At 70.0% G+C, this 26,353-nt stretch carries 21 protein-coding genes; 17 read left to right on the top strand and 4 right to left on the bottom strand.

What is annotated here, in order from left to right; all coding sequences use genetic code 11:
• Positions 1-15: 15 nt before the first annotated feature.
• The 17 genes from KV102_RS04060 to KV102_RS03980 all read left to right on the top strand — a co-directional run bounded on the left by KV102_RS04060 (position 16) and on the right by KV102_RS03980 (position 20,552).
• Entirely contained in the window at positions 16-708 is a 693-nt protein-coding gene (locus KV102_RS04060) for a demethylmenaquinone methyltransferase (protein ID WP_220342130.1), read from the top strand.
• Positions 709-925: 217 nt separating this feature from the next.
• On the top strand, positions 926-1,285 hold the full coding sequence (locus KV102_RS04055) for an NADH-quinone oxidoreductase subunit A (RefSeq protein ID WP_220342129.1): 360 nt from the start codon (positions 926-928) through the stop codon (positions 1,283-1,285).
• Between the two features lies 1 nt (position 1,286).
• The gene (locus KV102_RS04050) at positions 1,287-1,841 is read left to right on the top strand and encodes an NADH-quinone oxidoreductase subunit B family protein (protein ID WP_220342128.1); all 555 of its coding nucleotides are present in this window, start codon (positions 1,287-1,289) and stop codon (positions 1,839-1,841) included.
• Positions 1,838-2,557: an NADH-quinone oxidoreductase subunit C gene (locus tag KV102_RS04045; RefSeq protein ID WP_220345355.1), complete on the top strand. Its 720-nt coding sequence runs from the start codon at positions 1,838-1,840 to the stop codon at positions 2,555-2,557. Before KV102_RS04050 ends, KV102_RS04045 begins: the two co-directional genes overlap by 4 nt.
• A complete protein-coding gene (locus KV102_RS04040; protein ID WP_220342126.1) occupies positions 2,554-3,903 on the top strand; it encodes an NADH-quinone oxidoreductase subunit D in 1,350 nt (449 codons plus the stop codon). Before KV102_RS04045 ends, KV102_RS04040 begins: the two co-directional genes overlap by 4 nt.
• Before the next feature lie 44 nt (positions 3,904-3,947).
• On the top strand, positions 3,948-4,721 hold the full coding sequence (nuoE, locus tag KV102_RS04035) for an NADH-quinone oxidoreductase subunit NuoE (RefSeq protein ID WP_374197352.1): 774 nt from the start codon (positions 3,948-3,950) through the stop codon (positions 4,719-4,721).
• Positions 4,718-6,037: an NADH-quinone oxidoreductase subunit NuoF gene (nuoF, locus tag KV102_RS04030; RefSeq protein ID WP_220342125.1), complete on the top strand. Its 1,320-nt coding sequence runs from the start codon at positions 4,718-4,720 to the stop codon at positions 6,035-6,037. The genes nuoE and nuoF overlap by 4 nt, the downstream gene beginning before the upstream one ends.
• A complete protein-coding gene (locus tag KV102_RS04025) occupies positions 6,034-8,604 on the top strand; it encodes an NADH-quinone oxidoreductase subunit G (protein ID WP_220345354.1) in 2,571 nt (856 codons plus the stop codon). Before nuoF ends, KV102_RS04025 begins: the two co-directional genes overlap by 4 nt.
• Positions 8,601-9,854, top strand: a complete 1,254-nt coding sequence (gene nuoH, locus KV102_RS04020; protein WP_220345353.1) for an NADH-quinone oxidoreductase subunit NuoH — start codon at positions 8,601-8,603, stop codon at positions 9,852-9,854. Before KV102_RS04025 ends, nuoH begins: the two co-directional genes overlap by 4 nt.
• Positions 9,855-9,859: 5 nt before the next feature.
• Positions 9,860-10,432 (top strand): NADH-quinone oxidoreductase subunit NuoI, encoded by a 573-nt coding sequence (nuoI, locus tag KV102_RS04015; RefSeq protein WP_220342122.1) that lies wholly within the window; start codon positions 9,860-9,862, stop codon positions 10,430-10,432.
• Positions 10,433-10,458: 26 nt separating this feature from the next.
• Entirely contained in the window at positions 10,459-11,328 is an 870-nt protein-coding gene (locus KV102_RS04010; protein ID WP_255560698.1) for an NADH-quinone oxidoreductase subunit J, read from the top strand.
• Entirely contained in the window at positions 11,325-11,624 is a 300-nt protein-coding gene (gene nuoK, locus KV102_RS04005) for an NADH-quinone oxidoreductase subunit NuoK (RefSeq protein ID WP_220342120.1), read from the top strand. Before KV102_RS04010 ends, nuoK begins: the two co-directional genes overlap by 4 nt.
• A 10-nt stretch (positions 11,625-11,634) precedes the next feature.
• A complete protein-coding gene (gene nuoL, locus KV102_RS04000) occupies positions 11,635-13,590 on the top strand; it encodes an NADH-quinone oxidoreductase subunit L (protein ID WP_220342119.1) in 1,956 nt (651 codons plus the stop codon).
• 5 nt (positions 13,591-13,595) lie between these two features.
• Positions 13,596-15,134, top strand: coding sequence for an NADH-quinone oxidoreductase subunit M (locus tag KV102_RS03995; protein ID WP_220342118.1), 1,539 nt, complete (start codon positions 13,596-13,598; stop codon positions 15,132-15,134).
• An 11-nt stretch (positions 15,135-15,145) separates the two neighbouring features.
• A complete protein-coding gene (gene nuoN, locus KV102_RS03990; RefSeq protein WP_220342540.1) occupies positions 15,146-16,750 on the top strand; it encodes an NADH-quinone oxidoreductase subunit NuoN in 1,605 nt (534 codons plus the stop codon).
• 29 nt (positions 16,751-16,779) lie between these two features.
• The gene (locus tag KV102_RS03985) at positions 16,780-17,778 is read left to right on the top strand and encodes a polyprenyl synthetase family protein (protein WP_301021451.1); all 999 of its coding nucleotides are present in this window, start codon (positions 16,780-16,782) and stop codon (positions 17,776-17,778) included.
• Positions 17,779-17,840: 62 nt separating this feature from the next.
• The gene (locus KV102_RS03980; protein ID WP_220345351.1) at positions 17,841-20,552 is read left to right on the top strand and encodes a SpoIIE family protein phosphatase; all 2,712 of its coding nucleotides are present in this window, start codon (positions 17,841-17,843) and stop codon (positions 20,550-20,552) included.
• 22 nt (positions 20,553-20,574) lie between these two features.
• Here the strand turns inward: KV102_RS03980 and rarD are convergent, their stop codons facing one another.
• From rarD to KV102_RS03960, 4 genes are all read right to left on the bottom strand, one after another.
• Positions 20,575-21,495, bottom strand: coding sequence for an EamA family transporter RarD (rarD, locus tag KV102_RS03975; protein ID WP_220345350.1), 921 nt, complete (start codon positions 21,493-21,495; stop codon positions 20,575-20,577).
• A gap of 9 nt (positions 21,496-21,504) precedes the next feature.
• The gene (locus KV102_RS03970; protein WP_220345349.1) at positions 21,505-22,584 is read right to left on the bottom strand and encodes a 2-oxoacid:ferredoxin oxidoreductase subunit beta; all 1,080 of its coding nucleotides are present in this window, start codon (positions 22,582-22,584) and stop codon (positions 21,505-21,507) included.
• Complete coding sequence (locus KV102_RS03965; RefSeq protein ID WP_255559057.1) at positions 22,581-24,464, bottom strand: 2-oxoacid:acceptor oxidoreductase subunit alpha; 1,884 nt, start codon at positions 24,462-24,464, stop codon at positions 22,581-22,583. The genes KV102_RS03970 and KV102_RS03965 overlap by 4 nt, the downstream gene beginning before the upstream one ends.
• 221 nt (positions 24,465-24,685) lie before the next feature.
• On the bottom strand, positions 24,686-26,269 hold the full coding sequence (locus KV102_RS03960; RefSeq protein ID WP_220345348.1) for a M20/M25/M40 family metallo-hydrolase: 1,584 nt from the start codon (positions 26,267-26,269) through the stop codon (positions 24,686-24,688).
• Positions 26,270-26,353: the final 84 nt, after the last annotated feature.

Genomic DNA, 26,353 nt, shown 5'->3' with positions numbered 1-26,353 from the left:
TGACACAGTAGGCGCGTGAGCCGAGCCAGCCTGGACAAGCAGCCGCACGAGGTCGCCTCGATGTTCGACGCCGTCGCGCGACGCTACGACCTCACGAACGACGTGCTGTCGTTGGGGCAGGACCGCCACTGGCGCCGTCGGGTGCGAGACCTCGTCGCGGCGGGTCCCGGAGACCGGGTCCTCGACCTCGCGGCCGGCACGGGGACGTCGTCGGTGCCGTTCGCGAAGGACGGCGCGTACGTCGTGCCGTGCGACTTCAGCATCGGCATGCTCCGCGAGGGCAAGCGTCACCACGGTGAGCTTCCGTTCACCGCCGGTGACGGGATGCGGCTGCCGTTCGCCGACGACTCGTTCGACGCGGTCACGATCTCGTTCGGCCTGCGCAACGTCCACGAGCCGGCGGTCGCTCTCGAGGAGATGCTCCGCGTCACCCGGCCGGGTGGTCGCCTCGTGGTCTGCGAGTTCAGCCACCCGACGTTCGGCCCGTTCCGCAAGGTCTACCTCGAGTACCTCATGCGGGCGCTCCCGCCGGCCGCACGCGCTGTCTCGTCCAACCCCGACTCGTACGTCTACCTGGCGGAGTCGATCATGGCCTGGCCGGACCAGCTGGGCCTCGCCAAGGTCATCGCCGACAGCGGGTGGGGTCCCGTCCGCTGGGAGAACCTCTCCGCCGGCATCGTGGCGCTCCACACCGCCACCAAGGGCTGAGCCGCCCGTTACGCCCGCCCTGTGGCGATTGAATTACGCAACGCCGGTGGGACGTAATCGCAGGTGGGACAGCATGTCGCGCTGCGGCCCGTGACCTCGCCCACCCCCTGTCGAACCAGCCTCGAAGCCGTGGCATAGTGACGTGAAACACAAGATCTCACTCGACCGTGAGAGCGTGTGAACAGGCTCGTGAAGATTTTCACGAAGGGAGGATGCGGTGACCGAGTACACGCCGATCTTGGTGCTCGCCGTCATCTCGGGAGCGTTCGCGGTGTTCTCCGTGCTGATCGCGCCGATGACCGGGCCCAAGCGCTACAACCGCGCCAAGCTCGACTCGTACGAGTGCGGGATCGAGCCCACCCCCCAGGCGGTCGGCGGGGGCCGCATCCCGGTGAAGTACTTCATCACGGCGATGCTCTTCATCGTCTTCGACGTCGAGATCATCTTCCTCTACCCCTTCGCGGTGGAGTTCGACCTTCTCGGCTGGTTCGGCATCGTCGAGATGCTGCTGTTCATCGCGACGGTCTTCGTCGCGTACGTGTACGTCTGGCGCCGCGGCGGACTGGAGTGGGACTGACATGGGCCTGGAGGAGAAGCTCCCGAGCGGAGTGCTGCTGACGACCGTGGAAGGGCTTGCGGGCTACTTCCGCAAGGCGTCCTTCTGGCCGGCCACCTTCGGCCTGGCCTGCTGCGCGATCGAGATGATGGAGTTCGGTGCTCCCAAGTACGACTCGTCCCGCTTCGGCATGGAGGTCTTCCGGGCCTCGCCGCGCCAGGCCGACCTGATGATCGTCGCCGGCCGCGTGAGCCAGAAGATGGCGCCGGTCCTGCGGCAGATCTACGACCAGATGGCCAACCCGAAGTACGTGCTCGCGATGGGTGTGTGCGCGAGCTCGGGCGGGATGTTCAACAACTACGCGATCGTGCAGGGCGTCGATCACATCGTGCCCGTCGACATGTACCTTCCCGGCTGCCCGCCGCGGCCGGAGATGCTCATCGACTCGGTGATGAAGCTGCACACCAAGATCCAGGAGACCAAGCTCGGCCAGCACCGCCTCGACCAGATCGACTCGGACGAGAAGGTCGCTCTCGAGGCCGTGCCGGCCTCGGCGATGAAGGGCCTGCTGCGATGACCGGCGGGAGCACCCAGGACCCGAGCAGCACGACCGTCGGCGGTGAGGAGGTCGTCCCGTCGGAGGCCCGCACGCTCGAGGTCGTCGAGGTCCGCGAGGGCATGTTCGGCGTCCGCGGCTCCGGCGACACCTCCGGCTACGGCAGGCTGCAGCGCCCGGTCGCCATGCCGGGCACCGCGCGACGGCCGTACGGCGGCTGGTTCGACGAGGTCGCCGACCGGCTCGAGCAGCTCGCCGGCGAGGGTGCGGTCGAGTCCGTCGTGGTGGACCGCGACGAGCTGACCCTGCACGTGCGGCGCGAGAGCATCCTCGAGGTCGCCCGGCACCTGCGCGACGACGCGGCCCTGCGCTACGAGCTCTGCAGCGGGATCTCAGGCGTCCACTACCCGCACGAGATCGGCCGCGAGCTGCACGCGGTCTACCACCTGCTGTCGATGACCCACAACCGGCGCATCCGCCTCGAGGTCGCCGTGCCCGACGCCGACCCGCACGTCCCGTCGGTCGTGTCGGTCTACCCGACCGCCGACTGGCACGAGCGCGAGACGTACGACTTCTTCGGGATCATCTTCGACGGCCACCCCGCGCTCACCCGGATCCTCATGCCCGACGACTGGCCGGGTCACCCGCAGCGCAAGGAATACCCGCTCGGCGGCATCCCCGTCGAGTACAAGGGCGCCACCATCCCACCGCCAGACGAGCGGAGGTCTTACTCATGAGCACCACACAGACCGGTCCCGACCCGTACGCCCAGAGCCAGGACACGACGTCCGGGCGCGTCTTCACCGTCACCGGTCAGGACTGGGACACCGTGGTCGCGGGCGTCGATCCCGACGCCTCCGAGCGCATCGTCGTCAACATGGGTCCGCAGCACCCGTCGACCCACGGCGTGCTGCGCCTGATCCTCGAGATCGACGGCGAGGCGGTGACCGAGGCCCGGTGCGGCATCGGCTACCTGCACACCGGCATCGAGAAGAACATGGAGTACCGGACCTGGACGCAGGGCGTGACGTTCTGCACCCGGATGGACTACCTGTCCCCGATGTACAACGAGGCCGCCTACGTGATGGCCGTCGAGAAGCTCCTCGGCATCACCGACCAGGTCCCTGAGAAGTCCCAGGTCCTGCGCGTGATGATGATGGAGATCAACCGGATCTCCTCGCACCTCGTCGCGATCGCGACCGGGGGCATGGAGATCGGCGCCCTGACCGTGATGACGGTCGGGTTCCGTGAGCGCGAGCTCTGCCTCGACATCTTCGAGCTGTTCACGGGCCTGCGGATGAACCACGCCTACATCCGACCCGGCGGCGTCGCCGTCGACGTCCCCGAAGGCGGGCTCGACGCGGTCGACCGGTTCGTCGCGCTGATGCGCAAGCGGCTCCCGGAGCTCGCCGCACTCTGCAACCAGAACCCGATCTTCAAGGGCCGCCTCAAGGACGTGGGCTACCTCGACCTGGCCGGCTGCCTGGCGCTCGGCGTCACCGGACCGCCGCTGCGGTCGACCGGGTACGACTGGGACCTTCGCAAGAAGCAGCCCTACTCCGGCTACGAGACGTACGACTTCGACGTCATCACGCGCGACGAGCCGGACGCGTACGGACGCTTCCGCATCCGCCTGGACGAGATGGACGAGTCGCTGCGGATCGTCGAGCAGTGCGTGACCCGCCTGCGCGGGCTGGAGGGCGCTCCGGTGATGGTCGGCGACCGCAAGATCGCGTGGCCGTCGCAGCTCTCCGTGGGTCCCGACGGCCAGGGCAACTCGGCCGACCACATCCGCCACATCATGGGTGAGTCGATGGAGGCGCTGATCCACCACTTCAAGCTGGTGACCGAGGGCTTCCGCGTCCCGGCCGGCCAGGTGTACACCAGCGTGGAGTCCCCCCGCGGCGAGCTCGCGTGCCACCTCGTCTCCGACGGCGGCACCCGTCCGTACCGTGCGCACTTCCGCGACCCGTCCTTCAGCAACCTGCAGGCGACCGCGGCGATGTCGGAGGGCGGCATGCTCTCCGACGTCATCGTCGCCGTCGCCAGCATCGACCCCGTGATGGGAGGAGTGGACCGGTGAGTGGTCTGGACTCCGCACGCGTGCGCGACGACCTTCAGGCGATCATGGCCCGCTACCCGCAGAAGCGATCGGCCCTGCTGCCGATGCTCCACCTGGTGCAGTCGGTCGAGGGCCGGGTGACCGCCGAGGGGATCGAGCTGTGCGCCGAGCTCCTCGACGTCTCGACGGCGGAGGTCAACGGCGTCGCGACGTTCTACACGATGTACAAGCGGCGTGACGTCGGCGAGCACCACGTCGGGGTCTGCACCAACACCCTGTGCGCGGTGATGGGCGGCGACGCGATCTTCGCCCGGCTGCGCGAGCACCTCGGTGTCGGCAACGACGAGCGGACCGCCGACGGCAAGGTGACGCTCGAGCACATCGAGTGCAACGCGGCCTGCGACTACGCGCCGGTGATGACGGTCAACTGGGAGTTCTTCGACAACCAGACCCCCGACTCCGCGGTCGAGCTCGTCGACGACCTGCGCGCGGGCAGGACCCGCACGGCGACCCGGGGCGCGCAGATCACCAGCTGGCGCGAGGCCGAGCGTGTGCTCGCCGGGTTCCCCGACGGTCGCGCCCACGAGGGCCCTGCCGCGGGGGAGCCGTCCCTCGCCGGTCTGCGGCTGGCGAACGAGCACGGCTGGACAGCCCCCGACGGTGCGCGCCCGAGCGGCGACCAGCTGAGCGGCGAGCGACCGAGCGAGACCGGCACCACCGGCGACGACGCCGGTGCCGCCGTCAAGCAGGCAGACACCCAGCGGGCCGAGTCCGAGACCAAGGTCGACGACAGCACCACCCCACCCGCACAGCGCGACGAGGCGGAGGAGACCGAATGAGCGTCGCACCCCTCACCCCGGTCCTCACCCGAGGGTGGGACCACGAGCGCGCGTGGACGCTGGACGCGTACGGCGAGTACGCCGCCCTGCGTACGGCCCTGCAGACCGAGCCGGACGCGCTCATCGAGACCGTGAAGGCCTCCGGCCTGCGCGGGCGCGGCGGCGCCGGCTTCCCGACGGGCATGAAGTGGAGCTTCATCCCGCAGGACCCGAGCAAGCCGGGCGGCGACAAGCCGCACTACCTCGTCGTCAACGCCGACGAGTCCGAGCCGGGCACCTGCAAGGACATCCCGCTCATGATGGCCAGCCCGCACACCCTGGTCGAGGGCGTTGCGATCACCTGCCACGCGATCCGGGCCAAGAAGGCGTTCATCTACGTCCGCGGCGAGGTGCTGCACGTGATCCGTCGCCTCCAGGCCGCGGTCGAGGAGGCGTACGAGGCAGGGTTCCTGGGGACGGACGTGTTCGGGTCAGGCATCGACCTCGACGTCGTCGTGCACGCCGGCGCCGGCGCGTACATCTGCGGTGAAGAGACCGCGCTCCTCGACTCCCTCGAGGGGCGCCGGGGCCAACCGCGGCTGCGACCGCCCTTCCCCGCGGTGGCCGGCCTCTACGCCGCGCCGACGGTGATCAACAACGTCGAGTCCATCGCCTCGGTGCCCTGCATCGTGGAGAACGGACCCGACTGGTTCGGCTCGATGGGCACCGAGAAGTCCAAGGGCATGACGCTCTACTCCCTCTCGGGCCACGTGAAGCGCCCCGGTCAGTACGAGGCGCCGCTCGGCATCACGCTGCGCGAGCTCCTCGACCTCTCCGGTGGCATGCGCGAGGGCTCGGAGCTGAAGTTCTGGACGCCCGGCGGCTCGTCCACACCGCTGTTGACCGCCGAGCACCTCGACGTCCCTCTCGACTACGAGGGCGTCGCCGGTGCCGGCTCCATGCTGGGCACCAAGGCGCTGCAGGTGTTCGACCAGACCACCTCGGTGGTCCGCTGCGTCCTGCGGTGGACCGAGTTCTACAAGCACGAGTCCTGCGGCAAGTGCACGCCGTGCCGTGAGGGCACCTGGTGGCTGGTCCAGACGCTCGAGCGCCTCGAGGCCGGCAAGGGCCAGGACGGCGACATCGAGCTCCTCCTCGACCAGTGCGACAACATCCTCGGACGTGCGTTCTGCGCGCTCGGCGACGGGGCGACGAGCCCGATCACGTCGGCGATCGAGCACTTCCGCGACGAGTTCGAGGCCGGGATGCACACCCCGGCATGGGACCTGTTCCCATACGAGGCCTCCACGGCCTGGCGGAAGGGAGCGTCGGCATGACCGTCACCCACAACAACGAGTCCGGCACCGAGGCTGCTCGTGCCGACGAGAACCTCGTGACGCTGACCATCGACGACGTCGAGGTCAGCGTCCCGGAGGGCACGCTGCTGATCCGCGCCGCCGAACTCATCGGTGTCGAGATCCCGCGCTTCTGCGACCACCCGCTGCTGGCGCCTGTGGGCGCGTGCCGCCAGTGCCTCGTCGACGTTCCTGACGCGGGCAACGGGCGCGGCTTCCCCAAGCCGCAGGCGTCGTGCACGCTCCCGGTGTCGCCGGGGATGGTCGTCAAGACGCAGGTCACGTCACCGGTTGCCGACAAGGCCCAGACGGGGATCTTGGAGTTCCTCCTGATCAACCACCCGCTCGACTGTCCGATGTGCGACAAGGGCGGCGAGTGCCCGCTGCAGAACCAGGCGATGAGCCACGGTCGCGGCGAGACACGCTTCAACGAGGTCAAGCGGACCTTCCCCAAGCCGCTCGCCATCTCGCCGCAGATCCTGCTCGACCGGGAGCGCTGCGTCCTGTGCGCCCGCTGCACGCGCTTCTCGGAGCAGATCGCGGGTGACCCGTTCATCGCGATGGCCGAGCGCGGGGCGCTCCAGCAGGTGGCGATCTACGAGAACGAGCCCTACTCGTCCTACTTCTCCGGCAACACGATCCAGATCTGTCCCGTCGGCGCCCTGACCAGCAGCGCCTACCGGTTCCGCTCGCGCCCGTTCGACCTCGTCTCGACGCCGTCGGTGGCCGAGCACGACGCGTGCGGCGCGGCGATCCGCGTCGACCACCGCCGCGGCAAGGTGATGCGTCGCCTGGCCGGCGACGACCCCGAGGTCAACGAGGAGTGGATCAGCGACAAGGACCGGTTCGCGTTCGCCTACGACCGCCAGCCGGACCGCCTCACCCGCCCGCTGGTCCGCGACCCCGAGACCGGGGCCCTGGAGCCGGCGTCCTGGCCGGCAGCGTTCCTCGCCGCTGCGCGAGGGCTCACCGACGCGGCCCGGACGGCCGGCGTCGGCGTCCTCACCGGCGGTCGCCTGACCGTCGAGGACGCGTACGCCTACTCCAAGCTGGCGCGGACGGTGCTCGGCACCAACGACATCGACTTCCGTGCCCGTCCGCACTCCGACGAGGAGGCGGCCTTCCTGGCGCACGCGGTGGCGGGCTCTGGCCTCGGCGTCACCTACCGGGACCTCGAGCACGCCGCCAAGGTGGTGCTCGTGGGTCTCGAGCCCGAGGACGAGGCGGCCACCATCTTCCTGAGGCTGCGCAAGGCGTGGCGGCAGAACGGCACCCAGGTCGTCGCGCTCGCGAGCCACGCCACGCGCGCGCTGGAGAAGGTCGGCGGTCAGCTGATCCGTACCGTCCCCGGTGACGAGGCGAAGGCGCTCGGCGAGGCCGGGCTCGACGCCGGCACGATCGTCCTCCTCGGTGAGCGGGTGGCGCGGGTCGAAGGCGCCTTCACCTCCGCCCTGACAGCGGCCACCGCACGCGGTGCCCGCCTCGCCTGGGTGCCGCGACGCGCGGGCGACCGCGGCGCCGTCGAGGCAGGATGCCTGCCCAACCTTCTCCCGGTTGGACGCCCGGTCGGTGACGCCGAGGCGCGCGCCGACCTCGCCGCGGCCTGGGGCGTCGGCTCCGTTCCCGGCGGAGTCGGCCGCAGCGGCGACGCGATCCTGGCGGCGGCACTGACCGGTGAGATCGGCGGCCTGCTGGTCGCCGGTGTCGAGGTCGACGACCTCGCCGACCCGCAGGCCGCCATCGACGCCATCGAGGCAGCCGGCTTCGTCGTCAGCCTCGAGGTGCGTGCCAGTGCGGTGACCGAGCGCGCCGACGTGGTGCTACCCGTCGCCGCCCCCGCCGAGAAGGCTGGGTCGTTCCTCACCTGGGAAGGACGCCCGCGCCGGTTCGGCGCCGTGTTCTCCCCTCCGCACGCGCTCTCCGACACGCGGGTGCTCGCCGGGATCGCCGAGGCCGCGGGACATGACCTCGGCTTCCGTACGGCCGAGGCCGCCGCCGCGGAGCTCGCGGAGCTGGGCGCCTGGGACGGAGCGCGCGCACCGAGGCCGGAGGTGCTGCCGGGCCGCGCACCGCGGACCGACCCGAGCGAGGTCGTCCTCGACACCTGGCGCCGGTTGATCGACGACGGTCGTGGCCAGGACGGAGACCAGCACTACCAGGCGACGGCACGTCCCTCGGTGGTGCTGCTGTCGGCGGCCACCGCCCGTGCGACCGGCGTGCGTGCCGGTGACGAGATCATCCTCCGTACCGATCGCGGCGCGGTCGCGGTCCCGGTCGACCTCGCCGACATCGCCGACGGGGTCGTCTGGACGCCGGCCAACTCCAACGGACTGTCGCTCCTGGGGATCCTCGGTGCGACGTACGGAGACGTCGTCACGATCGAGCGGTCCACGACCGACTCGCGTGCCGACGCCCTGTCCGGCCCGCCGCACCCGCACCAGACTCCGGCACCGGACGAGGGTGTGGAGCTGGACGCGACGACGGCGCCGGGTGACAGCGCCGCGCCGACCGATACCGACCTCGCCCGACCGGCGGAGGAGCAGCTGTGAGCGATCTCTTCGGCAACGAGCCGTGGTGGGTGGTCATCCTGAAGGCGCTCTGCGTCTTCGTCGTGCTGGTGGTCTTCACCCTCTTCAACATCTGGTTCGAGCGTCGCGTGGTGGCGCGCATGCAGCACCGTGTGGGGCCCAACGTCTGGGGTCCGTTCGGGCTGCTGCAGAGCCTCGCCGACGGCGTCAAGCTCGCGCTCAAGGAAGAGATCTTCCCCAAGCACGCCCACAAGGTCGTCTACTTCGTCGCGCCGGTGATCGCGACGATCCCGGCCTTCCTGGCGTGGGCCGTGATCCCGTTCGGGCCCGAGGTGACGATCCCGTTCACCGACACCCGGACGCCGCTGCAGCTGACCGACATGCCGGTGGCGGTGCTCTACATCCTCGCCGTCACGTCGATCGGCGTGTACGGCATCGTGCTGGGCGGCTGGGCGTCCGGCTCGACGTACGCACTCCTCGGTGGGGTCCGCTCCTCGGCGCAGATGATCTCGTACGAGGTCGCGATGGGTCTCTCGCTCGTCGCCGTGTTCATCTACGCCGGCTCGATGTCCACGTCGGAGATCGTCGCCGCGCAGGCGGCGGACGGGTGGTTCGCACTCCCGCTCCTGCCGTCGTTCATCATCTACATGATCGCGATGGTCGGTGAGACCAACCGCGCTCCGTTCGACCTCCCCGAGGCCGAGGGCGAGCTGGTCGGAGGTTTCCACACCGAGTACTCGTCGCTGAAGTTCGCGCTCTTCTTCCTCGCCGAGTACATCAACATGGTCACCGTCTCCGCGCTCGCGACGACGCTGTTCCTCGGTGGCTGGCGAGCACCGTGGGGCATCTCGCAGATCGAAGGCGCCAACGAGGGCTACTGGCCGGTGCTGTGGTTCCTCGGCAAGACGCTGCTCTTCGTCTTCCTGTTCATCTGGCTGCGCGGGTCGCTGCCGCGGATGCGATACGACCAGTTCATGAAGTTCGGATGGAAGGTCCTCATCCCGGTCTCGCTGGCCTGGATCGTCGTGGTCTGCGTCATGCGTCGCCTGATCACCGACGGCGACCTCGACCCGACGATGATCCTGATCATCGCCGGCGTGGTCGTGGCTGCGCTGCTGGTCGTGCAGTTCATCCCCGAGCGGCGCGCGCCCGAGGTCGCCGAGACCGAGCACGACGCGTTCGCCGGCGGATTCCCCGTACCCCCGATGCCGGGCCGGGAGCCGTCCCCCAGCGGGGCGTCGTCCAGCCGTACGGCTGAGAAGGAGGCCTGATCGCGATGGCGACGCTGAAGGAGCAGCTCTGGGACCCGATCGCCGGCTTCGGCGTGACGTTCCGGACGATGTTCAAGAAGCCGGTCACCGTGCAGTACCCGTTCGAGAAGCGGCCGACCGCGCCGCGCTTCCACGGCCGGCACCAGCTCAACCGGTGGCCGGACGGGCTCGAGAAGTGCATCGGGTGCGAGCTGTGCGCGTGGGCGTGTCCCGCCGACGCGATCCTCGTCGAGGGTGCCTCCAACACCGAGGACGAGCGCTTCTCGCCCGGTGAGCGCTACGGTCGCGTCTACCAGATCAACTATCTGCGCTGCATCCTCTGCGGGCTGTGCATCGAGGCGTGCCCGACGCGCGCCCTGACGATGACCAACGAGTACGAGCTGGCCGACACGAGCCGCGAGGCGCTGATCTACGAGAAGTCCGACCTCCTGGCCCCGCTTCTCCCGGGGATGGAGGCGCCGCCGCACGCGATGCGTCTGGGCGACACCGAGCGCGACTACTACCGCGGCGACGCGGCAGCGCGGGCGGCCGCCGACGGCACGGTGGCCGGCGGATCCTCATCGGGAGGCGAGAAGTGACCGCCTTCTGGTTGCTGGCACCGATCATGGTGGTGGCCGCACTCGGCGTCGTGCTGTCGCGCAAGGCGGTGCACTCGGCGCTGTGCCTCGCGGTCGTGATGATCTCGCTCGCGATGATGTACGCGATGCAGGACGCACCGTTCCTGTTCGTCGTGCAGATCATCGTCTACACCGGCGCGATCATGATGCTGTTCCTCTTCGTCCTGATGCTGGTCGGCGTCGACAAGACCGACTCCCTGGTCGAGACGATCCCCGGGCAGCGACTGGCCGCGGCCGTGGTGGGCATCCTCTTCGGGTTCCTGGTCGTCACCGTCGTCGCCCAGACGACCGTCGGGCCCGTGATCGGGCTCGGCGACGCCAATGCCGACGGCAACGTGCACGGGCTGGCCCGGCTGCTCTTCAACCGGTACGTGTTCGTGTTCGAGGCGACGAGCGCGCTGCTCATCACCGCGGCGCTCGGCGCGATGGTGCTCGCGCACCGTGAGCGGCTCGAGCCCAAGCCGACGCAACGCGAGCTGGCGCTCCAGCGGATGCAGCGCTACGCCGAGCACGGCGAGCACCCCGGCAACCTGCCCACTCCCGGTGTCTACGCCCGCCACAACGCCGTCGACGTGCCGGCCCTCCTGCCCGACGGCTCGCCGGCCGAGTCGTCGACGTCGAAGACGCTGCGCGACCGTGGTGTCGTGCGTGACGGGGCCTTCTCCGGCGACGTCGCGGTCACGCTCCGCAAGCTGGAGTCCGACGGTCCCGAGCGCGGAGTCATCGAGTCGGCACCGATCTCGGTGACCGGCCCGCGGGCACCGAAGGACGGCGCCGCGCACCCTACGGACAACCGACCTGCCGAAGACCGACCTGCTGACGACCGACCTGCTGATGACGAGGTGACCGACCGGTGAACGTCGAACCCTTCATCGGTCTCTCGGCCCTGCTGTTCACCATCGGTGCCGTCGGGGTCCTGGTCCGCCGCAACGCGATCATCGTCTTCATGTGCGTGGAGCTGATGCTCAACGCGTGCAACCTCGCGTTCGTCACGTTCGCGCGGGCGAACGGCAATCTCGACGGTCAGATCGCGGCCTTCTTCGTGATGGTGGTCGCCGCGGCCGAGGTCGTCGTCGGCCTCGCGATCATCGTGTCGATCTACCGGACCCGTCGCTCGGCCTCGGTCGACGACGCCAGTCTGCTGAAGCTCTGAGGGGACGGGAATGACGAGTTTGTCCACCGTCGTGCTGGCTGCGAGCGAGCACGCGGACGTCGTGCCGGTCGCTGCCGACGGCGTTTTCTCCTGGTTGTGGCTGGTGGTCGCCATCCCGGCGGTCAGCGCCGCGATCCTGCTCATCGGCGACGGTGCGGGCGACCACGGTCCGCTCGACCGCTTCGGCCACCTGCTGGGCACCCTGGCCGCGATCGCCTCGTTCGTCGTCGGTCTCGTCGCCTTCATCGCGCTGCTCGGGCAGGACGTCGCCGAGCGGGCGATCACGCACGATCTGTGGACCTGGATGCAGGTCGGCGGGTTCGACGTGACGATGAGCGTCTACTACGACCAGCTGGCCGCGCTCTTCGTCCTGCTGATCACCGGCGTCGGGTCCTTGATCCACGTCTACTCGATCGGCTACATGGCCGACGACCCGCGCAAGCGCCGGTTCTTCGGCTTCCTCAACCTCTTCATCGCGGCGATGCTCGTGCTCGTCCTCGCGGGCGACTACCTCGTGCTCTTCCTGGGCTGGGAGGGCGTCGGCCTCGCCTCGTACCTGCTGATCGGCTTCTGGCAGGAGAAGCGCTCGGCCGCCGTCGCCGCCAAGAAGGCGTTCGTCGTCAACCGTGTCGGCGACCTCGGGCTCGCGCTCGGCATCATGCTGATGTTCGCGCAGTTCGGCACGACCAACATCCACGACGTCGGCCTCAACGTCGCGAACGCCTCCCAGGGTGTGGCGACCGCGCTCGGCCTCCTGCTGCTGCTGGGTGCCTGTGGCAAGTCGGCCCAGGTGCCGCTGCAGAGCTGGCTGCTCGACGCGATGGAGGGCCCGACCCCGGTCTCGGCCCTCATCCACGCCGCGACCATGGTCACGGCGGGCGTCTACCTCGTCGTGCGGTCGGCGGCGATCTACGACCTGTCGGAGGTCGCCCGTACGGCGGTGGTCGTCGTCGGCGCGGTGACGCTCCTGTACGGCGCGTGGATCGGCTGCGCGAAGGACGACATCAAGAAGGCGCTGGCCGGCTCCACGATGAGCCAGATCGGCTACATGATGCTGGCAGCGGGCCTCGGCCCGGCCGGATACGCGTTCGCGATCTTCCACCTGATCACGCACGGCTTCTTCAAGGCCAACATGTTCCTGGGAGCCGGGTCGGTCATGCACGGCATGAACGACGACGTCGACATGAGGCACTACGGCGCGCTGCGCACGATGATGCCCGTGACCTTCGTGACCTTCGCGATGGGCTACCTGGCGATCATCGGCTTCCCAGGGTTCTCCGGGTTCTTCTCCAAGGACAAGGTCATCGAGGCGGCGTTCGCCACCAACTTCTGGGCAGGCCTGGCGGCCCTGGTCGGCGCCGGCGTGACCGCGTTCTACATGACGCGCGTCATGATCATGACGTTCTTCGGTGAGAAGCGCTGGCGCGAGGGGGTGCACCCGCACGAGTCGCCGAAGATCATGACCGTCCCGCTGATCGTCCTCGCCGCCCTCTCGGTCGGCGGCGGCGCGCTGCTCTTCTCGAGCTGGATCGTCGACTGGCTGGCTCCGGTGACGGGGGAGGAGCACCACGAGCTCCCGGTCCCGCCGATCGTGATCACCGCGATCATCGTGCTGGTCGTCGCGGCCGGCATCGCGCTGGCATACGTGCTCTTCGGCCGGCGCACGATCCCCGACACGGCGCCGCAGAAGGTCTCGGTCTTCACCCGCGCCGGCCGTGCCGACCTCTACGGGGACGCCGTCAACGAGGCGCTCTTCATGCGGCCCGGCCAGTACCTCACCCGGTCCCTCGTCTACGTGGACGGGAGCGGGATCGACGGTGCCGTCAACGGCACCGCCGAGCTCGTCGGTGACGGCGCGCGTGGTCTGCGCCGGCTCCAGACCGGCTTCGTCCGGACCTACGCCGCGGAGATCTTCGGCGGCGCCCTCGTCCTCGTCCTGGCCCTCCTGGCGGTGAACCTCGCGTGAGTGACATGTCCTTCCCCTGGCTGACGATCCTGATGGTCGTCCCTCTCGTCGGCGCGGCGGTGGTGGCGGCGCTCCCGCGCAGCCGTCCCGAGCTGGCGAAGTGGGCGGCGCTCGTCGTCTCCCTGGTCTCCCTGGCCGTCTCCCTCGGCGTCCTGTCGCAGTACGACCTCGACGGCGCCGGCTACCAGCTGGCCGAGCAGCACGAGTGGATCGCCGCGCTGGGCGTCCACTACGCGGTCGGCGTGGACGGGATCGGCCTGACGCTGATCCTGATGACCACGATCCTCGTGCCGATCGTCATCATCGCGGGCTGGAACGACGCCGACGGGGCTCGGTGGAGCGTCGGGACGTTCTTCGCCCTCATGCTCGCGCTCGAAGGGCTGGTCATCGGTGTCTTCGCCGCGACCGACGTGTTCCTCTTCTACGTCTTGTTCGAGGCCGCGCTCGTCCCTGCCTATTTCCTGATCGGTGGCTACGGCGGCGCCCGGCGGTCGTACGCCGCCCTGAAGTTCCTGATGTTCTCCCTCGCCGGCGGGCTGCTCATGCTCGCCTCGGTGATCGGGATGTGGGCCCTCTCCAACAGCCAGGGCGACCCGTCGTTCCTGCTGGCGGACATGAAGGACCTGTCGATCGGCACCGTCGAGGGCAGGTGGCTCTTCATGGGCTTCTTCATCGCCTTCGCGGTGAAGGCGCCCATGGTGCCGCTGCACACGTGGCTGCCCGACGCCGCCTCGGCGGCCACCCCGGGCACCTCGGTGCTGCTGGTGAGCGTGCTCGACAAGCTCGGCACGTTCGGCATGATCCGCTTCTGCCTCGGCCTCTTCCCCGAGGCCTCGGAGTGGGCGAGTCCTGTCGTGATCACGCTGGCGGTCGTCAGCATCCTGTACGGAGCCTTGCTCGCGATCGGGCAGGACCACCTGATGAGGCTGATCGCGTTCACGTCGGTGTCGCACTTCGGGTTCATCGTGCTCGGCATCTTCGCGCTGACCACCCAGTCGGCGTCGGGCGCGACGTTCTACATGTTCAACCACGGGCTCTCCACGGCGGCGCTGTTCCTGATCGCCGGGTTCCTCATCCAACGGCGAGGCTCGGCACGGATCTCCGACTTCGGCGGGGTGCAGAAGATCGCCCCGATCACCGCCGGGCTGTTCCTCATCGCCGGTCTCGCCTCGCTCTCGCTGCCGGGCCTGGCGACGTTCGTCGGGGAGTTCCTCGTGCTGGCGGGCACGTTCACCCGCTCGCCGACGGCCGCGGTGTTCGCGACGCTGGGCATCGTGCTCGCGGCGCTCTACATCCTGCTGATGTACCAGCGGACGATGACGGGGCCGCTGCGCGACGACAACCGCGGGGTGACCGACATGGTGCCGCGCGAGATCGTCGCGATCGCGCCGGTCGTCGTGCTGCTCATCGGCTTCGGCCTGTTCCCGCAGCCGATCCTCGACGTGATCAACCCGGCTGTCTCCGACACGCTGGACCACGTGCAGATCGGTGACCCCGAGCCGCAGACCCCGTCCTTCCCGACCGCCGAGGGGAGCTCCAAGTGAGTGCCGTGAGCATGCTGGCCGCCCTCCCGGGTGCCCGGTCGCCGATCGACGCACCCGACATCGACTACGGCACGATCTCGCCGTTGCTCATCGTGCTGGGCGTCGCCGTGGCGGGTGTCCTCGTGGAGGCGTTCGTCCCGCGTGCCTACCGCTTCGTCAGCCAGGTGGGCCTCGCCGCCGTCGGCGTCGTCGCCGCGTTCGGCGCGACCGTCTGGGTCGGGACCGACCTTGCGCCGGTCGAGGGTGACGTGACGGCACGGGGCGGTCCGACGGCGATGGGGGCGCTGAGCGTCGACGGGCCTGCCGTCGTCACCTGGGCGATGCTCCTGTTCTTCGGTCTGCTCGGCGTGCTGCTGTTCGCCGAGCGCCGCCTGGAGGGCGGCCTGAGCGTCTTCACGAGCCAGGCTGCGACCCCGCCGGGCAGTGTCGACGAACGCCGCGCGACGCGGTTGCGCATCGAGCACAGCGAGGTCTTCCCGCTCGCCATGTTCGCGCTCGCCGGGATGATGTTCTTCGCCTCGGCCAACGACCTCCTCGGCATGTTCGTCGCTCTGGAGGTCCTGAGCCTCCCGCTCTACCTGATGTGCGGGCTGGCGCGTCGTCGCCGGCTGCTCAGCCAGGAGGCGGCGATGAAGTACTTCCTCCTGGGGGCGTTCTCCTCGGCGTTCTTCCTGTACGGCATCGCGCTCGTCTACGGCTACGCCGGCTCGTTCGACCTGGCCGAGATCTCGACCGCCGTCTCCAACCGGATCGAGGGCCAGACGATCCTCCTCGCCGGGATGGCGCTGATCCTGGTCGGCCTGCTGTTCAAGGTCGCGGCCGTGCCGTTCCACGCGTGGACGCCCGACGTCTATCAGGGCGCGCCGACGCCGGTCACCGCCTTCATGGCGGCGGGCACGAAGGCGGCGGCGTTCATCGCGATGCTGCGGATCTTCTTCGTGGCGTTCGGCGGGGCCCGGTGGGACTGGGCTCCGACCGTGTGGGCGATCGCGATCGTCACGATGCTGTTCGGTGCCGTCGTCTCCATCGCCCAGACCGACGTCAAGCGGATGCTGGCCTACTCCTCGATCGCCCACGCGGGTTTCCTGCTCGTCGCGATGGCGGGCATGGTGAGCGGTGACGGTGTGACGAGCGTGTCGGCGGTGCTCTTCTACCTGATCGCGTACGGAGCGGCCGTGATCGGGGCGTTCGCCGTCGTGACGCTGGTCCGCGACGCCGGTGGCGAGACCACCCACCTCAGCCGCTGGGCGGGGCTCGGCAAGGAGTCTCCGGTGGTGGCCGTGGCCTTCACGATCTTCTTGCTGTCCTTCGCCGGGATCCCCCTGACGGGAGGCTTCATCGGCAAGTGGACCGTCTTCGCGGCGGCCTGGGAGGGTGGCGCCTGGCCGCTCGTGGTCGTCGGTGTCGTCGCCTCCGCCATCGCGCTGTTCTTCTACGTCCGGGTGGTCGTCCTGCTCTTCTTCGCGGCCCCGCAGGGGGACGGCCCGTCGGTCGCCGTGCCCAGCCCGCTGACCTGGTCGGTCGTAGGGATCGCGGTGGCTGTCACAATCGTGCTGGGGGTACTTCCCGATTCGCTGCTCGATCTCGTGCAGCAGGCCGGGGCGTTCGTCCGTTGACCTATCGCACGATCGAGGGAGCAGCAGCCGTGGCGGCACACGCCTGGGGCATCGCCGAGTCCGACTCCGAGCTCGAAGAACGCGTCCGCGTCCGGATGGACGAGGTCGAGAAGCAGCTGAGCGCTGCCGTCCACGACGACGACGGCTTCATCGGGGAGACGGCGAGCCACCTGCTCGCTGCGGGCGGCAAGCGGTTCCGGCCGCTCGTCGTCCTGCTCGCCGCCGAGTTCGGCGACGATCCCGAGTCGGACGAGGTCGTGCCGTCGGCTGTCGTCATCGAGCTGACCCACCTGGCGACGCTCTACCACGACGACGTGATGGACGAGGCGTCGCTGCGTCGCGGAGCGGTCTCGGCCAACGCCCGATGGGACAACTCCATCGCGATCCTCACCGGCGACTACCTCTTCGCCGTCGCCTCCCGTGTGGTCGCCGGGCTCGGGACCGACGCCGTGCGCATCCAGGCCGAGACGTTCCAGCGCCTGGTTCACGGCCAGATCCACGAGACGATCGGGCCGCGCAACGACGAGGACCCGCTCCAGCACTACCTCGACGTGGTCGCCGACAAGACCGGCTCGCTGATCGCCACCGCCGCGCGCTTCGGCGCGATGATGAGCGGTGCGGACCCGGGCGTCGTGTCGACGCTGACGGAGTTCGGCGAGCGGATCGGCTCGGCCTTCCAGCTCGCCGACGACGTGATCGACATCGCGAGCGAGACCGACGAGTCGGGCAAGACGCCGGGCACCGACCTTCGCGAGGGTGTTCCGACGCTGACGACCCTGCTCGTGCAGCAGGCGGCACGCCCCGAGGACGCGCGGCTGCTCGACCTCCTGAGTCGTCCGCTCGCCGACGACGCCGAGGTCGAGGAGGCGCTGGGGCTGCTCCGGACCAACCCCGCTCTCGACGACGCACGGCTCCTGGTCCGCCGCGAGGCCGACACCGCACGCGGCCTCCTCCTGCAGCTCGACGACAGCGAGGCGCGCACCGCACTGCTCGGTGTCTGCGACCGCGTCGTCACCCGGCTGGGCTGACCCCCGGACTGAGGCACCCTGACGGCGCATACTGGCACCAGGCGGTCGCCCGGAGGTCGGATGTGAGCAAGCAGAGGTCGTACGCACGCCTGTGGGCGTTCGTGGTGCTCTCGTGGCTGTGCGTCGGCGGGCTGGCCTACGCCTGGTGGACACTGGAGCACGACTCCGTCCGGAACCTCCCGTGGGCCTGTCTGCCCGTACTGGTGGTCGCCGTCGCGGCCGCGGCGCAGTTCCAGCTCGAGATCAGGGGTCCGGCGAACCCGGCGCGGCTCTCGCTGATGACCTCGACGATCACTCCCCTGATCTACGGGTACGACGTCACCGTGGTCGCGGCCGCGGTGGCCCTCGCCCACGTCCCCGGGCTGCTCAACGGCGCATACCCCCGCCTGCGCACCTTCGCGCTGATGGCTCGATGGACCCTCGGTGCTGCCGTGGGCACCGTGGTCGCGGACGTCGTCGGCCTCCAGGCCGACCTCACCCCACGGGTCGTCGGCGTGATCGTCCTCGCCGTCGCCGTGGTCACCGTGGTGAACACCCTGTGGGTCCTGGTCGAGGCGGCGATCACCGACCCGGTCAGCTGGCCCTACGTCGTCCGCAAGCCGGGCTTCCTCGCCGTCGCGGTGGTCGTGCACCTCGTCGTCAACACGTTGTTCGGTCTGCTGTTCGTGTTCGCCCTCGCGGGAAGCCCCATCGGGGTCCTGCTCATCCCGGTTCCGCTGGTTCTCATCTTCGCGGCGGCGAGGCTCTACTCCGGGGCGTACGCCGACCGGGCCCGCGTCGAGACCCTGAGCGAGACGATCCGCATCCTCTCCGAGCCTGTCGATCCCATGACGGCGCTGCGGCCCTTCCTCGCCGAGGTCCGTGAGCGCATGGGCGCACGCGCCGTGTCGCTCGTGGTGGTCGATGACGACGGCAGACCCGCCGCGTTCCGGTCACGGGCCGACGGGTCGTACGAGAGCGACGTGCCGGTCGGCCCTCTGGAGCGGCGCCTGGCCAGACGGGGGGAGCTGACGCAGGTGTCGGCCGGCGACAACTCGACGCTGGCGCGGCTGCTCCGGGAGGCCGGTCGGCGGTCATGCCTGTCCACGCCCATGCAGATCGGCCCGCGTGACATCGGGGTGATCGCGCTGTTCGACGTGCTCCGCCCGACAAGGGCGGTCGAGCGCGACCAGGTCTCGATGATGGTGACGCTGGCCCGGCAGACCGCACACACGCTCACGCGAGGCTGGGCGATCGCCAAGGTCGTCCAGAGCGAACGCTCGGTCGCGCAGATCCTCCAGAGCACCTCCGACGGCATCTTCACCCTCGACGCCGCCGGCGTCATCGCCACGTGGAACCCAGCGTGCGAGCGGATCACCGGTCTCTCGGCCGCGGAGGCGGTCGGACGGCGTGACGCCCTCCAGCGCCTCCAGGCCCGGACGTCCGCCGGCCGGCCGGTCGACCTCGTGAACTGGCGCAGTCTGAGCGAGTTCCCGAGAGAGATGGTGGTCACGGCGACCGACGGCCGCGTGCAGCAGCTCGCGTGCTCCTTCACCCCGGCCGAGGACAGCCCCGGCGCGCCGCGTCTCGTCGTGGTCGCCCGCGACATCACGCCGGCGACGGAGTTCCACGAGCTCCGCGAGCAGTTCAGCCATCTCGTCGAGATGCAGGCAGCACAGCGTCTGGTGGTCGACCACCTGCAGCAGGCCGTGGCCCCGGAGCCTCCCGGGATGGACGGGGTCGACATCGCCGTCGCCTATGTCGCCTCCGACCCCACGGCGCCGACCGGGGGTGACCTCTTCGACTGGCGCCGGCTGCCGACCGGCGAGCTCCACGTCGCCGTCGTCGACGTCCTCGGCCACGGTGTGACCGCCACCCGTGACGCACTCACGGTGATCCACACGCTCCGTTACGTCGCCGTGGAGGGCACTCCTCTGGAGGACCTGGTGCTCCGTGCGGACGAGCTGCTGGACGCGCAGGACTCGGAGCTGGTCGCCACGGTCGTCGTCGCCCGCCTCGACCCGAGCACCGGCGAGCTCCGCGTCGCCTCCGGTGGACACCCGCCCGCGTTCATCGTCGCCCCGGACGGAACGGTCCGGCAGGTCGCCGGCAGCGGGGGAGCGATCGGCTGGCCAGGGGTCGGCAGCACCAGCGTCGCGGTCACCACCCTGGAGGAGGGGGAGTCGCTCATCCTCTACACCGACGGGCTGGTCGAGGCGCGGCGCGACATCATCGCCGGGATGGCGCAGCTCGAGCGCATCGCCTCCGAGGTGGCCGGGCTTCCGGCGCAGGAACTCTCCGACGCGCTCGTCGACCGGTCGCTCGAGGGGGCGGAGAGGCACGACGATGCCCTCGCCCTCGTCGTCCGCCGGGCGACCAGGCCGGCGCTCCCGCGTCGCGCCCGCTGGGAGCTCGGCCCGCAGGGCGTGTCGATGATCGGCCGCGTCCGCCGTGAGATGCGCGAGTGGATGGGAGGACACGGCGTGATCAGCGAGGACGCGCTCCTCGTCGCCGACGAGCTCCTCGCCAACGCGATCACGGCGGCGCGCACCCGCGCCGTGCTGTCGGTGGAGATGGTCGACGGCGATCTCGTGATCGAGACGACCGATGACGGGCAGGGCGACCCTCGTCTGAACGAGCACGGCAGAACGCCTCCGCCCGCCGGCCGCGAGCGCGGCCGCGGCCTTTACATCGTGCGGACGCTGAGCCGCGGCGTGGAGGCGACGAGCACCGCCGAGGGCTCCGTCGTCCGTGCCCGGGTGGCGACGCCGCGAGCGAGCGACCTGGTCCGCTGAGCGGCGGCACGTCGGCGCCGGGCTAGACCAGGTTCGACGCGGACTCGCGCAGCGTACGGCGGTGGTGGCGCGTGGCCTCGACGGTGATCAGGACCAGCGCGGCCCACACCAGGGCGAAGCCGACCCACCGGCCCGTCGTCATGGCCTCGTGGAACACGAACACTCCGACGGCGAACTGGAGGATCGGCGCGAGATACTGCAGCAGGCCGAGCGCGGTCAGGGTGAGGCGCGTGGCGGCGCCGCCGAACAGCAGCAGCGGGACGGCGGTCACCAGGCCGGTCGACGCGAGCAGGAGGGCGTGCCCGAGACCGTGGCTGCCGAAGGCCAGAGCGCCCGTCACAGCGAGATAGCCGAGGTACGCCGCCGCGACCGGTGCCAGCGCGAAGGTCTCCAGCGCGAGCCCCTCGACCGCGCCGATCGCGGCCTGCTTCTTCATCAGTCCGTACACCCCGAAGCTCAGAGCGAGGGTCAGGGCGATCACGGGGAGCCGGCCGTACTCCCAGGTGAGCTCGACGACGGCGGCGAGGGCGAGGGCGAGCGCGCACCACTGCACCGGACGCAGCCGCTCCCGGAGGAAGACCACACCGAGGGCGATGGTCACCAGCGGGTTGATGAAGTAGCCGAGGGACGCCTCCACCACGTGGTCGGAGTTCACCGCGTAGATGAACGTCCCCCAGTTGATCGCGACGACGACGGCGCCGGCGACGACGTACGCCATGCGGCGCGGGTCGCGCGTCACCGCCAGCGCTTGCGACCAGCGCCGCGTGACGAGGAGGAGGACGCCGACGGTGACCAGCGACCACACGACGCGGTGCGCCAGCACCTCCAGCGCCGATGCCGGCTCCAGCAGCGGCCAGTAGAGCGGGACGACCCCCCACAAGAGGTACGCACCGACTCCGTACGCGAGGCCTTCCGCGGTCTCGGAGCGCTGCGTCGTCGTCACTCCGGCAGGTTACGTTCCGATCGTCCAGGTGTCGTTGCCGGTCAGCAGCTGCTGCAGGTCACCCGGTCCCGACGACTCGACCGCGGTCTGCAGCTGCTGACGGGCGCGGTCGTCGTAGGTTGCGCGCTCGACCTGCCGGAAGATCCCGACCGGTGCTCGGTCGAGGTGGCCGCCGTCGGTGAGCCGGCTGATCGCGAACGCGAGGGTCGGGTCGTCGGCGTGGGCGTCGTGGACGAGCAGCTGGTCACGGTTGGCGTCGGTGACCTCGACCGCCGAGATGACGCCGGTGGCGGGATCGCGGACGAGCCCGTGCTCACCGTTCGGACCGTAGACGACCGGCTGGCCGTGGACCAGGGGGATGACCGCGTGGTCACGCGTCTCGGGGTCCTTGATCGTGTCGAACGCCCCGTCGTTGAAGATCGGGCAGTTCTGGTAGATCTCGACCAGCGACGTCCCGCGGTGCGCAGCGGCCTCGCGGAGCACGCCCGTCAGGTGGTTGCGGTCGGTGTCGATCGTCCGCGCCACGAACGTCGCCTCCGCGCCGAGCGCCAGGGAGATCGGGTTGAACGGGTTGTCGAGGGAGCCCATCGGCGTGGACTTGGTGACCTTGCCGATCTCCGACGTCGGGGAGTACTGGCCCTTCGTGAGGCCGTAGATCCGGTTGTTGAACAGCAGGATCGTCATGTTGACGTTGCGGCGCAGCGCGTGGATGAGGTGGTTGCCTCCGATCGACAGCGCGTCGCCGTCGCCGGTGACGACCCACACCGAGAGGTCGGAGCGGGCGGTCGCCAGCCCGGTGGCGATCGCGGGCGCCCGGCCGTGGATCGAGTGGAGGCCGTAGGTGTCGAGGTAGTACGGGAAGCGCGACGAGCAGCCGATGCCGGAGACGAAGACGATGTTCTCGCGCTTCAGTCCGAGGTCGGGGAGGAAGCCCTGGACGGCCTTGAGCACGGCGTAGTCGCCGCAGCCGGGGCACCAGCGCACCTCCTGGTCGGAGGTGAACTCCTTGCCGGTCTGCCGCGCCTCGGCAGCCGGCATCCCGGCGAGTCCGTCGCGGGCGAGGAGCGGGGCGGGAAGGTCGATGCTCATCGGTGGTTCTCCAGGCGGTGGGTGTCGATGCTCTTGACGGCCTGCGCGATGACCTCCGCCAGCTCGTCGGAGCCGAACGGCATGCCGGTCACCTTGTCGTAGCCCCTGACGTCGACCAGGAACTCGGCGCGCAGGAGCAGCGCGAGCTGGCCGAGGTTCATCTCGGGCACGATCACGTGGTCGTAGGAGCGCAGGATCTCGCCGAGGTTGCGCGGGAACGGGTTGACGTGGCGGAGGTGGGTGTGGGCGACGTCGATGCCCTGAGCGCGCGCCGAGCGGACGCCGGCGCCGATGGGCCCGTACGTCGAGCCCCAGCCGAGGACGAGGACCCGCGCCTCGCCCGACGGGTCGTCGACGACGAGGTCCGGGATCGAGTCGGCGACGCGCGCCACCTTGGCCGCACGGTTGCGCACCATGCGGTCGTGGTTGGCGGGGTCGTAGGAGATGTTGCCGGTGCCGTCGGCCTTCTCGATGCCGCCGACACGGTGCTCGAGACCCGCGACACCCGGAGGCGCCCACGACGGGGCGTGGGTCTCGGGATCGCGGGCGTAGGGCAGGAACTCCTCGCCCTCGGGCGGCACGGTGGCGAAGGCCGGCTCGATCCGGGGGAGGGTGTCGACGTCGGGGATCATCCACGGCTCGGAGCCGTTGGCCAGGTAGCCGTCGGACAGCAGCATCACCGGCGTGCGGTAGGTCACGGCGATCCGTGCGGCCTCGAGCGCGGCGTCGAAGCAGTCGGCTGCCGACTGCGGCGCGATGACCGGGAGCGGCGCCTCGCCGTTGCGGCCGAACATCGCCTGCAGCAGGTCGGACTGCTCGGTCTTGGTCGGCAGACCGGTCGACGGTCCGCCCCGCTGGACGTCGACGATGACCAGCGGGAGCTCGAGCATCACCGCGAGGCCGATGGTCTCGGACTTGAGCGAGATGCCGGGGCCGGACGTGGTCGTGACGCCGAGCGCGCCGCCGAAGGAGGCGCCGAGCGCGGCGCCGATCCCGGCGATCTCGTCCTCGGCCTGGAACGTCGTGACGCCGAAGCCCTTGTGCTTGCTCAGCTCGTGCAGGATGTCGGACGCGGGCGTGATGGGGTAGGCGCCGAGGAAGACGGGCAGTCCGGAGCGCTGACCCGCGGCGACGATGCCGTACGCCAGTGCGGTGTTGCCCGTGATGTTGCGGTAGCGGCCGCTGTCCATCCGCGCCGGGGCGATCTCGTACGAGACCGCGAACGCCTCGGTCGTCTCACCGAAGTACCAGCCGGCCTTGAAGGCGGCGACGTTGGCGTCGCGGATCGCGGGCTTGGCCGCGAACTTGGTCTCGAGGTACGCCAGCGTCGAGTCGGTCGGGCGGCCGTACATCCAGGAGACCAGGCCGAGCGCGAACATGTTCTTGGAGCGCGCTGCGTCCTTGCGTCCGAGCCCGAAGCCGGCGACGGCGCCGACGGTCATGCCGGTGAGGTCCAGCGCGTGCACCTGGTAGTCGGCGAGGCTGTCGTCGTCGAGCGGCGAGACCTCGTAGCCGGCCTTGGCCAGGTTGCGCTTGGTGAAGTCGTGGCTGTCGACGATGACGATGCCGCCGGGGCGCAGCGCGTCGATGTTGGCCGCGAGCGCCGCGGGGTTCATCGCGACCAGGACGTCCGGCCGGTCGCCGGGGGTGAGGATGTCGTGGTCGGCGAAGTGGACCTGGAACGAGCTGACGCCCGGCAGCGTGCCCTGAGGTGCGCGGATCTCCGCGGGGAAGTTCGGGAGGGTGGAGAGATCGTTGCCGAAGGCCGCGGTCTCCTGGGTGAACCGGTCACCCGTCAGCTGCATCCCGTCGCCGGAGTCTCCGGCGAACCGGATGACCACCCGGTCCAGCTTTTCGACCCGCTTGCTCTCGCTCGCCAAGGCCCGGCCCTTCTGTGCGTCGTCTCTGAGGTGGTGCCCCCGGTGAGCAGGTTAGCCACACCTGCCAGAGTAAGGGGAGGGAATCTGGAACACCGTTCCAGGTCAGATCCCGGGCATGTCTACCGGGGTCCGTCCACTGTGCCACGCGCGCGACGGAGCCGGTCTGGACGCAGCACTGCCCGGGACCGTGAGGCCCCGGGCAGTGCAGTGCAGTGCGTCGCCTACCGCGCGAAGCGGTTCTTGAACGCGTCCTTGCTCTTGCCTGCGCCGTGCGACTTCCCGGGCTTGCGGACCCCGTTGACCGTCGAGGTGTCGAACGCGAACGTGATCGTCGCCGCGGCGAGCGCGTCGGCGTTCACGTCGAGCGCGTACTCGTTGACGTTGCCGACCAGCGTGTAGTCCTCCTCGAGCTGGTCGTACAGCGCCTCGTCCCGGCCGTCGCCCCGGAGGTTGTCGCAGGCGGCGTGGTAGCACGGGTCGTACGACGCGCCGGCGACGCCGCCGTACAGCTCGGCCTCCGCCGGGGTCTTCACCCCCTCCGCCCCGGTGAACAGGCCGCCCGCCGGGATGCCGACCGCGATGAACGGGCCGTAGTCGGACCGCCCGGAGAACTCCGTGTCCTGCGAGGGGATGCCGCGGTCTGCGTAGAACTTCTCGAACACGTCCTCGATCTGCGCCGAGCCCTCCGGGATGAAGCCGGGGGCAGCGGTGCCACCGGAGTTGTCGCCGTCGTAGATGCCGAACATGTAGTTCGGGGAGCCGATCATGTCGAAGTTCAGGTAGAGCGCGATGTCGTCGGCCTCGGCGGCGGTGAGGGCCTCGACGTAGTGCTCGGACCCCAGCAGACCGGACTCCTCAGCTCCCCACCAGGCGAAGCGCACGGTGTTGCTGGGCTTGACCTTCTGCATCTGGATCGCGGTCTCGAGCAGCGCAGCGCTGCCGGTGCCGTTGTCGTTGATCCCGGCACCCGCCTGGACGCCGTCGAGGTGGGCGCCCACCATCACCGTGTTGTCGTCGTCGCCCTGCTTGGTCTCGGCGACGACGTTGTAGGTCGTCCGCTCCTCGGACAGGTAGTCGACGGTGACGGTCACGGTGGCGCCAGGCGTCGCCGCGAGATCCTCGCCGGCGGCCGACGTCGCGAAGACTGCGGGGATCGTCAGGCCGGTCGCGTCACCGATCATGCCGACCAGGCCGGTACGGCCCGGCTGGCCCTCGTTCATCACCACGACGCCGGCCGCGCCGGCCGCCTGGGCGTTGAGGACCTTCACGGTGAACCCGCACGTGCCGCGCTGCACCAGGGCGATGCCGCCCTCGGGGAAGTCGGCGAAGTCGCTCGCCTCGCAACCACTCGTGTTGCTGTTCGGCGGGAGGTCCGCCGCCGGCACCACGACGCCGACAGGGACCAGCGGGCCGGTCGCGGTGCCTTCGGGCGTGCCGGTGTCGAAGCTGTTGCGGAGGAAGTCCCTCTCGTCGACGAACGTCCGCGGGTCCGGGCTCACCCTGGCCAGCTCCGAGTTCTCCTCGCTGTAGTCGAAGGTGAACTCCTGGACGACAGGGTCGTAGCCGGCGCCTTCGAGCTGGGAGACGACGTAGTCCACCGAGGCGTCGTAGCCCGGGCGGCCAGAGGCCCGGTCTCCGTACTCGTCGGCGATGTCCTGCAAGGCCTCGAGGTGATCGAGGACGCCTTCGACAGTGACGGCCTTGGTGAGCTTCTTGACCGAGTTGTTGTTGGGGACGGCGTTCGCCGGAGCTGTGCCGGCGAGGCCGAGCGCCGCGATCGCGACCGCGGCGCCGATGGTCCTCATTGACTTTCGTGACACTGGACGAGCCTCCTCGTTGAGTGCCCGGCCCCCCTCTGCCCGAGATGTGCCGAACGACCCGACCCTAGG

Source organism: Mumia sp. zg.B53, from assembly GCF_019550935.1.
GTDB lineage: Bacteria > Actinomycetota > Actinomycetes > Propionibacteriales > Nocardioidaceae > Mumia.
This window is presented reverse-complemented; position numbering and strand designations above follow the sequence as displayed.

Excerpts from the sequence above, each read along its gene's own strand:
- KV102_RS04050 (WP_220342128.1), top strand. The coding sequence starts at position 1,287 with ATGGGCCTGGAGGAGAAGCTCCCGAGCGGAGTGCTGCTGACGACCGTG.
- KV102_RS04045 (WP_220345355.1), top strand. The coding sequence starts at position 1,838 with ATGACCGGCGGGAGCACCCAGGACCCGAGCAGCACGACCGTCGGCGGT.
- KV102_RS04040 (WP_220342126.1), top strand. The coding sequence starts at position 2,554 with ATGAGCACCACACAGACCGGTCCCGACCCGTACGCCCAGAGCCAGGAC.
- nuoE (WP_374197352.1), top strand. The coding sequence starts at position 3,948 with ATGGCCCGCTACCCGCAGAAGCGATCGGCCCTGCTGCCGATGCTCCAC.
- nuoF (WP_220342125.1), top strand. The coding sequence starts at position 4,718 with ATGAGCGTCGCACCCCTCACCCCGGTCCTCACCCGAGGGTGGGACCAC.
- KV102_RS04025 (WP_220345354.1), top strand. The coding sequence starts at position 6,034 with ATGACCGTCACCCACAACAACGAGTCCGGCACCGAGGCTGCTCGTGCC.
- nuoI (WP_220342122.1), top strand. The coding sequence starts at position 9,860 with ATGGCGACGCTGAAGGAGCAGCTCTGGGACCCGATCGCCGGCTTCGGC.
- KV102_RS04010 (WP_255560698.1), top strand. The coding sequence starts at position 10,459 with ATGGTGGTGGCCGCACTCGGCGTCGTGCTGTCGCGCAAGGCGGTGCAC.
- nuoL (WP_220342119.1), top strand. The coding sequence starts at position 11,635 with ATGACGAGTTTGTCCACCGTCGTGCTGGCTGCGAGCGAGCACGCGGAC.
- KV102_RS03995 (WP_220342118.1), top strand. The coding sequence starts at position 13,596 with ATGTCCTTCCCCTGGCTGACGATCCTGATGGTCGTCCCTCTCGTCGGC.
- nuoN (WP_220342540.1), top strand. The coding sequence starts at position 15,146 with ATGCTGGCCGCCCTCCCGGGTGCCCGGTCGCCGATCGACGCACCCGAC.
- KV102_RS03970 (WP_220345349.1), bottom strand. The coding sequence starts at position 22,584 with ATGAGCATCGACCTTCCCGCCCCGCTCCTCGCCCGCGACGGACTCGCC.
- KV102_RS03960 (WP_220345348.1), bottom strand. The coding sequence starts at position 26,269 with ATGAGGACCATCGGCGCCGCGGTCGCGATCGCGGCGCTCGGCCTCGCC.